Raw genomic sequence first — 14,140 nt, forward strand, 5'->3', positions numbered from 1 at the left:
TGGACTTAATGCAGGTGTTCGGGTTCCGCGTCGGAGAGCAGTTCTTCGACGATGAGGGTATCCAGGTTCTGCTCCTGGCTCCACAGGACCATCAGCACGATGACTTTGAAGCGGCCCAGGGACAACCGGTCGTCCGGCAGGGCCATGGCCCGCTCGATGACCAGTTCCCGCAGGTCGGCGGAAAGGACCTTGGCCTGTTCCAGGAAATGCAGGAAGCCCAGGGCGTCGGCACCCAGGTGGGCGCTTTCGTCCGGCGTGTAGGCCCGCAGGGAACGGGAATCGGCCTGCAGCTGGCGGGTCGGCAGGGTGGCCTTGAGGCCCTGGAGCCATTCCAGGGCTTCGCTGATTTCTTCTTCGGAGAAGCCGGCCGCAGTGAGTTTGCGGCTGAGGGCCGTGTCGGCCTGGGAATCGGGTGAATCGGGTTGATTGCCGGACTTGCTGAAGTCGGCGAAATCGACGTAGTTTTCGAAGAGATAGACGAGGATGTCGAACATTGGCAACGTATCAGGTGGGGGAAAGCCGCTGGTAGCGGCCTCCGGGAAGACTGGCAACGCGGTCCGCCAGTTCCAGCGTCACGAGGATGGCGCATAGGGCTTCCGTCGTCAAGCCTGTGCGCTGCAGCAATTGGTCCAGATTGGCCGGGTCGTGGCCGAGGGCATCGAGTACGGCAGCCTGGCCAGGATCGAGGATTGGCGCGGTTGTTGGCGTATTGCCGGTGGAAAGTGGCGTCCTTGCTGGCCTGCAGCCCGGGGGGTCGAAGGGACCGATTTCTTCCACGATGTCCCGGGCTTCCTGCACCAGCTTGGCCCCCTGCTGGATCAGCCGGTGGCAGCCCTTGGCCACCGGCGAATGGATGGAGCCGGGAATGGCAAACACTTCCCGGCCCAGTTCGGCGGCCAGGCGGGCGGTGATGAGGGAGCCGCTTTCCAGGGCGGCTTCCACCACCAGGCAGCCCTTGGCCATGCCGGCGATGATGCGGTTGCGGCGGGGAAAATTGTGGGCCACCGCCGGTGTACCCAGCGGAAATTCGGAAACGATGGCGCCTTCGGTCGCCAGCTGCAGCGCCAGTTCCTTGTGCCGCGAGGGGTAGATGCGATCGGCCCCGGTGCCGATGATGGCGACACTGCCGCCCTCCCCTTTCAGCCCGCCGCGATGGGCGGCGCCGTCGATGCCCAGGGCCAGGCCGCTGACGATGGTCAGCCCCTGGGCCGCCAGATCGGCAGCGAGGGCCTCGGCATCCTTGAGGCCCTGGGGCGTGGCATTACGACTGCCGACAATGGCCAGGGCGGGCCGGTTGAGCAGTTCCACCCGGCCCTTCACATAGAGGAGGCTGGGCGGATCGGCGGATTCGAGCAGCAGCTGGGGATAGTCCGGATCGGCCAGGGTCAGGATGCGGTTGCCCGGCTTGCCGGCCCAGTCCAGGGCCCGGTCCACCGCTTCCTGATTGTCCGTATCGAGCAGCAGATCGGCCTTCTTGCCGACGACCTGCTTGAGGGCACTGCGTGGGGCGGAGAAAACCTGTTCCGGCAGGCCGAAGGCGGCCAGTAGATGGCGCTGGGTCTCCGGCCCGACGCCCGGAACCAGCGTCAGCCGGAGCCAGGCGGTGAGGGCCGGATCAGCCACGGTTGTGGCTCAGGGGTTGCGAGCGGTGTCAGCCAGGGAAATGGGCACCTTGGCATCCATTACCAGGGCATAGGAGATTTTCTCGAATACCCGGAAAACGAAGACCAGACCGTAACGTTGGGCCGGAACCCGTACAGCTTCCTGTTCCCCCTGCTCGTTGCGGTGTTGGTAGTTCTGTTCGCTGCGGTACAGCGCCAGCACGTGACCGACTTCCATTCCTTGCTTGGCGCCCTTGGAGAGGGTAATGACCGAATAGCGCCCACCCGTACCCACGCCGCCATAGACGGATATCAGGCGGGCTTCCACCGGGGTGTTGGGCTTGTGTGGTGCGTAGGTAATCAGCGGGGGGCGGCCGGCAGGAATCAGCCGGTCGAATTTGCCCACTTCCTGGGTCACATTGACCATTTCCATGACGGCGGGTTCGCCGGGCTGGAGCAGACGGGCCGTACCGAGGTAGAAGGCTTCGTAGCCGAGAATTTCCTGGTTTTCCGGATCCTTCAGGGGAATCCCGGGCCGATAAATCTGCCATAGTTCACTTGGTTCCCGCGCATTGATGACGAAGGCCCCTTGTCCCCATTGCCCAGGTAAACCCGCTCTTCCTGGGTGGCGACGATGCGGGCTTCCTTGTCCAGCCCGTCCACCTCGACTACCAGAGGTTGGGACAGGAAGGGTTCGATGACGTGCTGCGGAATGGTGGGAATTTCTTCCTGGATGGCTTCGCTGTACTGGCGCGGTTGCAGTTTGACGGGCTTGGCCAACTTGAGCTGGGGCTTGCCGTCCTCACCGGTGACCATGACGATGACGTCGCCCGGGTAGATGCGGTGGGGATTTTTGATCTGGTCCTTGTTCAGGCGCCAGATTTCGGGCCAGCGCCAGGGTTCCTGGATGAACTTGCCGGCGATGCCCCACAGGGTGTCGCCCGGCACCACGATGTGGCGGTCCGGCGCGTTGTCGGCGAGGCGGGGAGATTCCTGGGCACTGGCGCTGGAGGCGGCGACAGCCAACAGAAGGGTGGCTATAATGCGGGCGGGGTTCAGGCCAGGGCGGCCGAACAGGTGTCGAATCATCGTGGCGTCCTCGCGCTGCCGGAACAAGGGCGGCCCTTTTGTTGTCCACACCCATGTCCCGAATCTAGGGATTTGGTTTAAATTCTGCATGTAATAGATTATTCGGGCAAGCTTTTTATGGCTTTACTCCCTATTTTGCGCTTCCCGGATCCCCGCTTGAAAAAAGTGGCGGTTCCGGTAGAAAAAATTGACGACGGCATTCGTGCCCTGGCCCGGGACATGGCGGAAACCATGTACGAGGCGCCGGGTATCGGTCTGGCCGCCACCCAGGTCGATGTACATAAGCAGGTGATTGTCATCGACGTGTCGGAAACCAAGGACGAACTCCTGGTGCTGATCAATCCGGAAATCACCCACCGCGACGGACTGCAGGTGGGTGAAGAAGGCTGTCTCTCGGTGCCGGGCATTTACGACAAGGTCGAGCGGGCCGAGCATATCGCCGTGCGTTACCTGGACCTGGACGGCAAGACCTGTTCCCTGGAAACGGACGGCCTGCTGGCCGTCTGCATCCAGCATGAGATGGATCATCTGCAGGGCAAGGTTTTCGTCGATCACCTGTCCCAGCTCAAACAGGGCCGTATCAAGGCCAAGCTGGCCAAGCAGGCCCGCATCACCGCCTGATTTTCCGGGGGAGCAGCTCTGCTCCCCTGCCCTCCTTCCTTCTGGTTCTCCCCCCATGAAAATCGTCTTTGCCGGCACTCCCGAATTTGCCGCCCGGGCCCTGGCCGCCCTTTACGAGGCAGGCCACGACATTCCTCTGGTCCTGACCCAGCCCGACCGGCCGGCGGGTCGGGGCATGACCCTGCAGGCCTCGCCGGTGAAGCAACTGACCCTGTCCCGGGGCAGCGAAGTATTCCAGCCCTTGACCCTGAAGGATGAGGCGGCCCAGGAGAAGCTGCGCCTGCTGGCACCGGACGTGATGGTGGTGGCCGCCTATGGCCTGATCCTGCCCCAGGCCGTGCTGGACATTCCGCGCCATGGCTGCCTCAACATCCATGCCTCCCTCCTGCCCCGCTGGCGCGGCGCGGCTCCCATCCACCGGGCCATTCTGGCCGGCGATGCGGAAAGCGGCGTCTGCATCATGCAGATGGAAGCGGGCCTGGATACCGGCCCCGTGCTTCTTTCCGCCAGTACGCCCATCACGGCCCAGGACACGTCCCAGACTCTGCACGACAAGCTGGCGGTGCAGGGGGCCCAGCTCATTGTCAGTGCCTTGCAGCGCCTGCCGCTGCCGGCGGTCGCCCAGCCCGAAGCCGGTGTCACCTACGCCGCCAAGCTGGACAAGTCCGAGGCGCCCCTGGACTGGCGCCGTCCGGCAGCCGAGCTGGATCGGCAGATCCGGGCCTTCACTCCGTTCCCCGGAACCACCGCGGTGCTGGACGGTGCGCCCCTGAAAGTCTGGGCCGCCCTGCCCCGCTGCGAAAGCGGTGTCCCCGGTACCGTGCTAGCGGCGGACAAGCACGGCATCCTGGTGGCTTGCGGTAGTGGCTCCCTGCTGCTGACCGAATTGCAGAAGGCCGGCGGCAAACGCCTGCCCGTAGCCCAGTTCCTCGCCGGCCACGGCGTGTCCACAGGGGCGCGGTTCGAACTGCCGGCGGCTTGAATTTGGCGACAGACGCCCCGAGTTAACCACCCATACAAGATTGTCCGGAGGTTTGAGATGAGTGCGAACTGGTTCAAGACCACCCTGCTGATGGCGGCCATCGTCGCCCTTTTCGGTGTCATCGGTGGCGCCGTGGGCGGTGCCCAGGGCATGGTGATCGCCCTGCTTCTGGGCGGTGCCATGAATGTGTTCGCCTACTGGAATTCGGACAAGATGGTGCTGCGCATGTACAACGCGCAGCAGGTGGACGAGGCTTCCTCCCCCTATCTCTACAATATGGTGAAGGAGCTGGCTGGTCGTGCCGGGTTGCCCATGCCCCGGGTGTACATCATCGACGAGGCTCAGCCCAATGCCTTCGCCACCGGCCGCAATCCCGAGAACGCCGCGGTGGCGGCGACCACCGGCATCCTGCAGATGCTCTCCCAGCGGGAGTTGCGGGGCGTCATGGCCCACGAACTGGCCCACGTGCAGCATCGGGACATCCTCATTTCCACCATTTCCGCCACCATGGCCGGCGCCATTTCGGCCCTTGCCAATATCGCCATGTTCTTCGGTGGCCGGGACGAAGAAGGTCGACCGGCAAATCCCCTGGCCGGCATCCTGGTGGCCCTGCTGGCGCCCCTGGCGGCCAGCCTGATCCAGATGGCCATTTCCCGGGCCCGGGAATTCGAGGCTGACCGGGGCGGTGCCCAGATCAGCGGCGACCCCCTGGCCCTGGCCGATGCCCTGGCCAAGATCGATGCCTACGCCCGGGGCATTCCCATGCCGGCGGCGGAGGCCCATCCGGAAACGGCCCAGATGATGATCATGAATCCCCTGTCGGGAGGTGGTCTGGCCGGACTGTTTTCCACCCATCCGGCGACCGAAGAACGCATTGCGCGGCTGCGTCAGCTGGCCCGCTGACAATTCCCAAAAGAAACAGGGCGGTCTTCACCGCCCTGTTTCACGTGAAACACCCGGCGGCGTTCGCCGGCTTTGTTCCACGTGAAACGTCACTTACCCCATATTCTGTTGAGCAGTCCGGCCAGCCGACGCCCTGCTTCAACCAGCCGTCTATCTGCGACTGCCTTGGCTTGCCTGCTGTAACGTTCATCCAGTACCGGCACCAGATTGCTGTCGATGCCGGGATAAACCCGGGTGCGTGCCAGTTGCAATGACTCCTGCCGCCAGGCGGCAACCGTCTTCTGTGGTGTGTGCTGAATGTCGGAGTCCATTAACTGGGCGGCATCCAGCAGCTGGTTTCCCCGCAGCCGGGAGGGTCCCGGCAGATCATCCCAATAGGTGTGCAGGCTGGTTTCGGGTCTGCGGTTGTTGGCCGGGTCGATCACCGTCTGGTCGTTGCCCCCGGCATCCGGATTGCCTTCCTCGTCGTAGCGGCTGACCACGTGCAGGGGCTGGTGGATGTCGCCCACCAGATGGATCAGCCAGACCAGGGCGTAGGCCCGCTCCGGGTCGCCCAGGCGCCGGTCGGCCAGTTGGGCTGACAACTGCTTGATGCGGGTGGTGAGCTGTCCCCGCTGCGGCGCCCGCTCCTCCGGCCCGCCCTGCCCAGGCGTCAGGGGCAGATTCTCGTAGTGCCAGTCCCGATGCCGGGCCATCATGTCCGGCGTGTCGGAAAGCGTCTCTGCGTCGTTGTCGTGGTAGTGGCTGTCGTGACGGATGTCGTCGGCCCAGGTGGAGGCTTCGATGAACAGCACCCGGCTTTGCTCCAGGCTGCCGTAGTGCTTCTGTTGCCGTTGCCAGCGGGCGAGGTCCGGGTGTGCCTGCAGCAGGCGGCTCACCTGTTGGCGCGCCGGGGCGGACAGCCTGTTCCAGGCAATGCTGGCGCTGATGCGGTGCCCCGCCCCGTTCCAGGCCAGGGCAGGAGGCGCGCCGAGGCCGATGCCCAGGATCAGGAGCAGCGCCTTGGCTCGCATCAGCGGTCCAGGTCGATGTCCTGGTGGGACAGGGGGTCTTCCAGGGGCTCCAGATGAGTAGTGACGTGGGCGCCGGGAATGGCCCGGCGAATGTCCTCCTCCACCTGCTCGGCCAGTTCGTGGGCCCGTTGCACCGTCCATTCCCCCGGCACCAGCACATGCAGGGAAATGAAGGCCCGGGTGCCGGCCTGGCGGGTACGGATGGCGTGGAAGCCGATGCCCTGCTGCCGGTGGGGCAACAAGGTGCTTTCCAGGTTGCCGAGGAATTCTTCCGGCAGGGCGGCGTCCATGAGGCCGGCAGCCGCATCCCGGATCAGGTGCCAGGCAGTGTAGAGAATGTGGGTGGCAACGATCAGGGCCAGGATCGGGTCCAGCCACAGCCAGCCGGTCAGGGCCACGGCGGCCACGCCGGCAATGACGCCGACGGAGGTCCACACGTCGGTCATGAGGTGGGCGCTGTCCGCCTTGAGGGCGACCGAGCCGTACTGCTTGCCTGCGGCCAGGAGGACCCGGGCGACGCCCAGATTGACCAGGGAAGCCACTACCGAAATAGCCAGGCCCACGCCAACCTGCTCCAGAGCCTGGGGGTTCAGCAGGCGGTTGATGGCGGTGTGGGCGATGGCCAGGGCCGCCACCAGGATGAGCAGGCCCTCGAAGCCGCTGGCGAAATACTCGGCCTTGCTGTGGCCGTAGGCGTGCTTTTCGTCGGGCGGCTGGGCCGCCAGGGTCAGCATCCACAGGGCCATGAGGGCGCCGGCCAGATTGACGAAGGATTCCAGCGCATCGGAAAGCAGGCCGACGGAGCCGGTCCACCACCAGGCCGCCCCCTTGAGCAGGATGGTGGCGATAGCGGCGGCAATGGACAGCCAGGCGTAGCGGGTCAGGGAGGTGTTGGTGTGCATGGCCGGATTATCGCCCAAAAGTGCCCCGGGCCCGAGGGACCCGCGACGGCGGGAAAAGTGGCGAAAACCGCTCCGGTGCTGCCGGAGCGACAGAAAGGCCATGCTAAACTGCTTCGACTACGCCGATGTACTTCCGGCAGCCTTTTTTACCGATTTTTTTGAGCCTGCAATCCTTGTCTTCCCGCAACTCCCCGCCCGCCGCCCGCCGCCCTTCTCCTGTCCGCTCCGCTCCGGAGCCGGCACCCGATTCCCTGGCCCGCGCCCTGCTGCTGGCCAGTGCAGCCGTTGCCGCCGTCCAGGCCGGACGCAGCCTGACCGAAGTGCTGGCGCAGCAGGCCAAGGGTGAACTGGGGCCGACCCGGGCCCAGGCCCAGGATCTGGCCTACGGCGCCCTGCGCCGTTATGGTTGGGGCGAGGCTGTGCTGGCGGCCCTGCTGCAGAAGCCCCTGCCCGAACCCCAGCTGCAGAGCCTGCTGCTGTGCGCCCTGTACCGCCTGGAGAGCCGGCCGGAGCAGAGCCACACGGTGGTGGACCAGGCCGTGGCCGCTGCCGCCACCCTGGCCAAGGGCAATTTCCGCGGGGTGATCAACGGCGTGCTGCGCAGCTATCTGCGGCAGCGGCCCGAGCTGCTGGCCCGGGCCGCCGGCAAGCCGTCGGGGGCCTGGTGGCATCCCGACTGGTGGCTGTCCCGCCTGCGCCGGGCCTATCCCCGGGATTGGGAAGCCATTGCCACGGCCGGCAACGGCCAGCCGCCCATGACCCTGCGGGTCAATCTGGCCCGGGGCTCCCGGGAGGAATACCAGGCTCGCCTGGAAGCCGCCGGGATTGCCGCTGCGCCCCTGGGCAGCGCGGCCCTGCTGCTGCAGAAGCCGGTGCCGGTGGATGCCCTGCCCGGCTTTTTCGAAGGTTTTGTCTCGGTTCAGGACTGGGGCGCCCAGCGCGCCGCCGAGCTGCTGGACGCCCGGGCCGGCCAGCGGGTGCTGGATGCCTGCGCCGCCCCCGGCGGCAAGACGGCCCATATTCTTGAGCGGGCCGGGGTGGACCTGCTGGCCCTGGACGTGGACGGGCTGCGCTGCCGCCGGGTGGAGGAAAACCTGAGCCGCCTGGGCCTTCGGGCCGCCGTGCGTGCTGCCGATGCCCGTTGCCCCGACGACTGGTGGGACGGCCGCCCCTTCGACCGCATTCTGGCCGATGTGCCCTGTTCCGCCAGCGGTGTGGTGCGCCGCCATCCGGACAGCAAATGGCTGCGGCGGGAGACCGACATCGCCCAGTTCGCCCGGGTGCAGCGGCAGATCCTGGAGGTGCTGTGGCCGACCCTGGCGGTGGGCGGGCGCCTGCTCTATGCCACCTGCTCCGTTTTCCCCGAGGAGAACAGCCAGCAGGTGAGCGCCTTCCTGGCGCGCCACGGGGATGCCCGCCGCATCGGCATCGACGGTGCCGACGAGTTGCAGTTGTTGCCAGGAAGTGAACATGACGGCTTCTATTATGCGCTGCTGGAAAAGACCGCTTAAGCTCCTCGCCATCTGCTGGCTCTGTCTCTGGGCTGCCCTGGGGGCGGCGAGCGAGGTGGAGGTACGCAATCCCCAGCTCACCCCGGGGGACGACGGCTACACCCTTTCCGCCGACTTCGCCTTCGAATTCAATTCCCGCCTGGAAGAGGCGGTGACCCGGGGGGTGGTGCTCAACTTCCTGGTGGAATTCGAGCTGACCCGCGTCCGCTGGTACTGGCTGGACGACAAGGTGGCCAGCCGCAGCCAGACCCTGCGTCTCTCCTACAACGCCCTCACCCGCCAGTACCGCCTTTCCTCCGGTGCCCTGCACCAGAACTTCTCCTCCCTGGAGGAGGCCCTGCGCATCCTCTCCCGCCTGCGCCACTGGACGGTGCTGGACAAGTCCTTGGCCCTCCGGCCCGGGGAAACCTACCAGGCTTCCCTGCGCCTGCGCCTCGATCCCTCCCAGCTGCCCAAGCCCTTCCAGCTGACCGCCCTGGCCAACCGGGAATGGAACCTGGCTTCCGACTGGCTCAACTGGCCCTTCTCCGTGCCCCGGGAAGAGCCGCCGCGGGAGGGCGCCAAGTGAGAGTCCTCCTGGTCATCGTCGCCGCCCTGGGCGGCATCCTGCTCTTCCTGCTGGCCTCGGCCTCGGCCAATACGGCCCTTTTCGCCCGCAACTATCCCTGGCTGCTGGCCCTCAACGGTCTGGTGGCCCTGGCCCTGGCCGGCCTGGTGGCCTGGCAGCTGCGGGCCCTGTGGAAGGAGCACCGGGCCAAGGTCTTCGGCTCCCGCCTGAAGCTGCGCCTGCTGGTCTTCTTCGCCCTCATGGGGGTGGTGCCCGGTGTCACCATCTATGCCGTGTCGGTGCAGTTCGTCACCAAGAGCATCGAGAGCTGGTTCGACGTGCGGGTGGAAACCGCCCTGGAGTCGGGCCTCAACCTGGGGCGCAGCGCCCTCGACGCCATGCTTTCCGACCTCACCGAAAAGGGCCGGCAGATGGCCCAGGAGCTGGCCGACCGGCCCGACGGCACCCGCCGCCTGCTGCTCAACCGCCTGCGCGACCAGGCCGGGGTGGAAAGCGCGGCCCTCTTCGCCGCCAACGGCCAAGTCATCGCCAGCGCCAATGGCGACTATTCTTCCCTGCTGCCCTCCCTGCCCTCCTCCGCCCAGCTGAAGCAGGCCCGTCTTTCCCGGGGCATCGGTTCCATCGAGGGTGAAGGCAAGGACATGACCCTCAGGGTGCTGGTGGGCATTCCCGGCTACGGCCTGACCGAGGAGCCGCGCATCCTGCAGCTGACCCAGGGGGTGCCGCCGGCCATCGCCGAGAATGCCGATGCGGTGCAGGACGTGTACCGGGACTACCAGGAGCTGTCCCTGGCCCGCAGCGGCCTCACCCACATCTATGCCCTGACCCTGACCCTGGCCCTGCTGCTGTCCCTGTTTACCGCCATCGCCGTGGCCTATGTGCTGGCCCGGCGCCTTTCGGCGCCCCTTTCGATCCTGGCCGAGGGCACCCAGGCCGTGGCCGCCGGTGACTTCACGCCGCGCCAGGCCATCTACAGCCGCGACGAACTGGGGGTGCTGACCCAGTCCTTCAACCAGATGACCCGCCAGCTGGACGATGCCCGCAAGGAGACGGAGCGGCACCGCAGCGAACTGGAGTCGGCCCGGGCCTATCTGGAGGAAATCCTGGCCAACCTCTCCGCCGGCGTCCTCGCCTTCGACGCCCGCTTCGTCCTGCGGGCCATCAATGCGGGAGCCTGCACCATCCTCGGCGACGACTTCGTCGGCCTTTCCGGCGAGCCGGTGGAAGCCTGGCCCCGGCAGAACCTGCTGGGCCGGGCCATCCGCGACGGCTTTGCCGCCCATGCGGAAGAGGACTGGCAGACCCAGGTCGAGCTGGACCGCCCCGGCCTGGCGCCCCAGGTCCTGCTGCTGCGGGGCTCCAAGCTGCCGGCCGGCAGCGGCGGCGGCTACGTGGTGGTGTTCGACGAGGTGACCCAGCTCATCGCCGCCCAGCGCAGCGCTGCCTGGGGCGAAGTGGCCCGGCGTCTGGCCCACGAGATCAAGAATCCCCTCACCCCCATCCAGCTTTCCGCCGAGCGCCTGCAGATGAAGCTGGAAGACAAGCTGGATGCGGCCGCGGCCGAGACCCTGAACAAGGGCACCCAGACCATCATCAACCAGGTCCAGGCCATGAAGCGCATGGTGGACGACTTCCGCGACTACGCCCGCATGCCCTCGCCGGTGCTGGCGGTGCTCGACCTCAACGCCCTGGTGGGCGAGGTGCTGGGGCTCTACGAGACCTCCCACGCCAGCATCGACGTGCATCTGGCCGGCGACCTGCCGCCGGTGCTGGGGGACGCCACCCAGCTGCGGCAGATCATCCACAACCTGCTGCGCAACGCCGAGGACGCCCTGGCGGAGCAGCCGGCGCCGGCCATCCGCCTCGCCACCGAGCCGGCCGGGCGCTTTGCCCGCCTGGTGGTGGAGGACAACGGCCCCGGCTTCCCGGCGGAAATCCTGGCCCGGGCCTTCGAACCCTACGTCACCACCAAGCCCAAGGGCACCGGCCTGGGCCTGGCCATCGTGCGCAAGATCGTGGACGAGCACGGAGGCCGCATCGACATCACCAACAAGCATGAAAACGGCACCGGAGGCGGCGCCCAGATCAGCATCCGCCTGCCCCTGGCCAACCCATAAGAAAACCGAGGATCTCAAGCAACATGGCTCAAATACTGGTTGTGGACGACGAAATCGGCATCCGGGAACTGCTGTCGGAAATCCTGGAGGACGAGGGACATCACATCTGGCTGGCGGAAAACGCCACGGCCGCCCGCCGCCTGCGGGCCGAGAAGCGCCCGGACCTGGTGCTGCTGGATATCTGGATGCCCGACACCGACGGTATTTCCCTGCTCAAGGAATGGGGCGCCTCGGGCCTGCTGACCATGCCGGTGGTGATGATGTCCGGCCACGGCACCATCGACACCGCGGTGGAGGCCACCCGCCACGGCGCCGTGGAATTCCTGGAAAAGCCCATTGCCCTGCAGAAGCTCCTGGCCACGGTGAAGAAGGCCTTGAAGCACGACGCCCAGACCGTCAAGCCGCCCCTGACCCTGGATGCCCTGGCCAAGCTTCCCCTGCTCAAGGACCTGAAGAAGCGCCTGGAGCAGGCGGCCAAGAGCGCCCCGGTGCTGCTGCTCAAGGGCGGCGCCGGCGCCATCGCCGACATCTGCGCCCGCACCCTGCAGGCGCCCCATGCGCCCTGGCTCGACCTGGCCGCCGAATCCGGGCCCCTGACCCAGGAACGTCTGCAACAAGCCTCCGGCGGCATCCTCTTCGTGCCGGACCTGGCGGTCCTGGGCAAGCTGCAGCAGATGAACCTGGCCTTCGCCCTGGAGCGCCTGGAGAAGTACAAGCTGCAACTGGTGGTGGCCTGCCACAAGCCGCTCCAGTCCTTGCTCGAAGCCGGCTGGGATGCGGCTCTGGTAGCCCGTCTCGGCGAGGTCTGGGTGGCCCTGCCCCAGCTTTCCGCCCATGCCGACGAGGTGCCGGAAATCGCCGGCCTGCTGCTTTCCCACCTGATGGAGCGGGGCGAAGCGCCGGCCCGCCATTTCTCCAGCGCCGCCCTCAACGCCTTGCGCATGCACCGCTGGAGCGCCGATGGCTGGGGCGAATTGCAGGGCGCGGTGAAGAACCTGGCCCTCACCGCCCTGGAGGAGGAAATCAGCGCCGAGGACGTGGCCGGCCTGCTCCACACCACCGACGGCGAGGCCGCCAGCACGCCCCTGGAGCCCCTTTTCTCCCAGCCCCTGCGGGAAGCCCGGGACGCCTTCGAGAAGCTCTATTTCGAACACGTCCTGCGCCAGGAAGGGGGCAACATGACCCGGGTCTCGGAACGTTCCGGGGTGGAGCGCACCCACCTCTACCGCAAGCTCAAGCAACTGGGCGTCAGCACCGGCAAGCGCGGCGGCGAGGGCTGATCCGCCTGGGCGTGAAGCAGTCCACGCCCCGCCCTTCCCCGCCGGCGCTACACTCGACGCAATAGAACAGGTTCCCGCCGGCCGCCCCATGGCCGGCCCAGGACATTGGGGGAAGCATGAAGATCGTCATTCTCGGTGCCGGCCAGGTCGGCGCCAGCGTGGCCGAGGCCCTGGTGCACGAGGCCAACGACATCACCATCGTGGACAACGACCGGGAGCGCCTGGCCGCCCTGCAGGACCGGCTCGACCTGCGCACCGTGTGCGGCAATGCGGCCCTGCCGTCCATCCTCGGCGACGCCGGCCTGGACGATGCGGACCTGCTCATCGCCGTGACCCAGAGCGACCAGACCAACCTGGTGGCCTGCAAGATCGCCAAGAGCCGCTTCAACGTGCCGACCCGCATTGCCCGCCTGCGGGCCGCCGATTTCCTCGAGGACGAGCAGCTTCTCTCCGACGAGAACTTCGCCGTGGATTTCGCCATCTGCCCCGAGGAGAACATCACCGACTACATCGTGCGTCTGGTGGATTTCCCCGAGGCCCTGCAGGTGCTGGAGTTCGCCGAGGGCCGCCTGGTCATGGTGGCGGTGCGGGCCTACGAGGGCGGCGCCCTGGTGGGCAAGCCGGTGCGCAAGCTGCGGGAGCACCTGCCGTCCCAGGTGGATGCCCGCATCGCCGCCCTCTTCCGCCAGGACCAGCCCATCATTCCCGAGGGCGAGACGGTGATCCATGCCGGCGACGAAGTCTTCATCATTGCCGCCAGCGAGCACATCCGCCCGGTGCTGCGGGAGCTGCGGCGCATGATGCGGCCGGTGAAGCGGGTGATGATCGCCGGCGGCGGCAACATCGGCTACCGGGTGGCCACCGCCCTGCAGCAGCGCCTGGAAGTGAAGCTGGTGGAGCACAACCGCAGCCGGGCCGAATGGATCGCGCCACGCCTGGGCGACACCCTGGTGCTGTGCGGCGACGCCACGGACGAGGACCTGCTGGAGCAGGAGAACATCGCTGAGATGGACCTCTTCCTCGCCCTCACCAACGACGACGAAGACAACATCATGGCCGCCTCCCTGGCCAAGCGCCTGGGCTGCCAGCGGGTGCTGGCCCTGATCAACCGGCGCGCCTACGCCGACATGGTGCAGGGCGGCCCCATCGACATCGGCATTTCCCCGGCCCAGGTCTCCATCGGCACCCTGCTGGCCCACGTGCGCCGGGCCGACGTCTCCCAGGTCCATTCCCTGCGCCGGGGCGCCGCCGAGGCCCTGGAGCTGGTGGCCCACGGCGACCGCAATTCCTCCCGGGTGGTGGGCCGCAGCCTGGGCGAGATCCCCCTGCCCAAGGGCGTCACCATCGCCGCCATCGTGCGCGACCTGGAGACGCCGGAAATCATCGGCTACCAGGGCCCGGTGGGCATCCAGGCCTACGGCCACGTGGTCATCGCCCACCGCGACACGGTGATCCAGTCCGGCGACCACGTCATCGTCTTCTGCGTGAACAAGAAGCTGGTGCACAAGGTGGAAAAACTGTTCCAGGTCGGCTTCGGCTTTCTCTGACGGGGG

14 protein-coding genes are annotated in these 14,140 nt (G+C 66.9%); 8 read left to right on the forward strand and 6 right to left on the reverse strand.

The genetic code is table 11. The features are described 5' to 3' along the window. Positions 1 to 5 precede the first annotated feature (5 nt). From AC1RTA_RS08420 to AC1RTA_RS08435, 4 genes are all read right to left on the reverse strand, one after another. Complete coding sequence (locus AC1RTA_RS08420) at positions 6 to 494, reverse strand: Smg family protein (RefSeq protein WP_130459632.1); 489 nt, start codon at positions 492 to 494, stop codon at positions 6 to 8. A 10-nt stretch (positions 495 to 504) separates the two neighbouring features. After that, positions 505 to 1,623 carry a DNA-processing protein DprA gene (dprA, locus tag AC1RTA_RS08425; protein ID WP_492784479.1) on the reverse strand — a complete coding sequence of 373 codons (1,119 nt, stop codon included), beginning with the start codon at positions 1,621 to 1,623 and terminating at the stop codon, positions 505 to 507. A 9-nt stretch (positions 1,624 to 1,632) separates the two neighbouring features. Then, positions 1,633 to 2,034 (reverse strand): hypothetical protein, encoded by a 402-nt coding sequence (locus tag AC1RTA_RS08430; RefSeq protein WP_492784480.1) that lies wholly within the window; start codon positions 2,032 to 2,034, stop codon positions 1,633 to 1,635. Between the two features lie 86 nt (positions 2,035 to 2,120). Further along, positions 2,121 to 2,627: a LysM peptidoglycan-binding domain-containing protein gene (locus AC1RTA_RS08435; RefSeq protein WP_492784481.1), complete on the reverse strand. Its 507-nt coding sequence runs from the start codon at positions 2,625 to 2,627 to the stop codon at positions 2,121 to 2,123. 180 nt (positions 2,628 to 2,807) lie between these two features. On the opposite strand from AC1RTA_RS08435, the gene def reads away from it, so the two are divergent. From def to htpX, 3 genes are read left to right on the forward strand one after another with little or no spacing between them, the layout of a single operon-like run. Further along, complete coding sequence (gene def / locus AC1RTA_RS08440; RefSeq protein WP_130459634.1) at positions 2,808 to 3,311, forward strand: peptide deformylase; 504 nt, start codon at positions 2,808 to 2,810, stop codon at positions 3,309 to 3,311. A gap of 55 nt (positions 3,312 to 3,366) precedes the next feature. Then, on the forward strand, positions 3,367 to 4,293 hold the full coding sequence (gene fmt / locus AC1RTA_RS08445; RefSeq protein WP_492784482.1) for a methionyl-tRNA formyltransferase: 927 nt from the start codon (positions 3,367 to 3,369) through the stop codon (positions 4,291 to 4,293). Positions 4,294 to 4,350: 57 nt separating this feature from the next. Continuing rightward, the gene (htpX, locus tag AC1RTA_RS08450; RefSeq protein WP_130459636.1) at positions 4,351 to 5,196 is read left to right on the forward strand and encodes a zinc metalloprotease HtpX; all 846 of its coding nucleotides are present in this window, start codon (positions 4,351 to 4,353) and stop codon (positions 5,194 to 5,196) included. Between the two features lie 89 nt (positions 5,197 to 5,285). Here the strand turns inward: htpX and AC1RTA_RS08455 are convergent, their stop codons facing one another. Together AC1RTA_RS08455 and AC1RTA_RS08460 are read right to left on the reverse strand one after the other, a co-directional pair. Next, positions 5,286 to 6,209 (reverse strand): S1/P1 nuclease, encoded by a 924-nt coding sequence (locus AC1RTA_RS08455; RefSeq protein WP_492784483.1) that lies wholly within the window; start codon positions 6,207 to 6,209, stop codon positions 5,286 to 5,288. Beyond that, positions 6,209 to 7,111 carry a cation diffusion facilitator family transporter gene (locus AC1RTA_RS08460; RefSeq protein WP_130459638.1) on the reverse strand — a complete coding sequence of 301 codons (903 nt, stop codon included), beginning with the start codon at positions 7,109 to 7,111 and terminating at the stop codon, positions 6,209 to 6,211. Before AC1RTA_RS08460 ends, AC1RTA_RS08455 begins: the two co-directional genes overlap by 1 nt. A gap of 173 nt (positions 7,112 to 7,284) precedes the next feature. Here AC1RTA_RS08460 and rsmB point away from each other — a divergent pair, with 173 nt between their 5' ends. From rsmB to trkA, 5 genes are all read left to right on the forward strand, one after another. After that, complete coding sequence (rsmB, locus tag AC1RTA_RS08465; RefSeq protein ID WP_492784484.1) at positions 7,285 to 8,622, forward strand: 16S rRNA (cytosine(967)-C(5))-methyltransferase RsmB; 1,338 nt, start codon at positions 7,285 to 7,287, stop codon at positions 8,620 to 8,622. Then, on the forward strand, positions 8,582 to 9,190 hold the full coding sequence (locus AC1RTA_RS08470) for a DUF4390 domain-containing protein (protein WP_492784485.1): 609 nt from the start codon (positions 8,582 to 8,584) through the stop codon (positions 9,188 to 9,190). The genes rsmB and AC1RTA_RS08470 overlap by 41 nt, the downstream gene beginning before the upstream one ends. Next, positions 9,187 to 11,307 carry a sensor histidine kinase gene (locus AC1RTA_RS08475; protein WP_130459641.1) on the forward strand — a complete coding sequence of 707 codons (2,121 nt, stop codon included), beginning with the start codon at positions 9,187 to 9,189 and terminating at the stop codon, positions 11,305 to 11,307. Before AC1RTA_RS08470 ends, AC1RTA_RS08475 begins: the two co-directional genes overlap by 4 nt. A gap of 23 nt (positions 11,308 to 11,330) precedes the next feature. After that, positions 11,331 to 12,587, forward strand: coding sequence for a sigma-54-dependent transcriptional regulator (locus AC1RTA_RS08480; RefSeq protein WP_130459642.1), 1,257 nt, complete (start codon positions 11,331 to 11,333; stop codon positions 12,585 to 12,587). Between the two features lie 116 nt (positions 12,588 to 12,703). Further along, positions 12,704 to 14,134: a Trk system potassium transporter TrkA gene (gene trkA / locus AC1RTA_RS08485; RefSeq protein ID WP_014235916.1), complete on the forward strand. Its 1,431-nt coding sequence runs from the start codon at positions 12,704 to 12,706 to the stop codon at positions 14,132 to 14,134. Positions 14,135 to 14,140 lie beyond the last annotated feature (6 nt).

It is taken from the genome of Azospira sp. MPR-E4 (genome assembly GCF_058809645.1).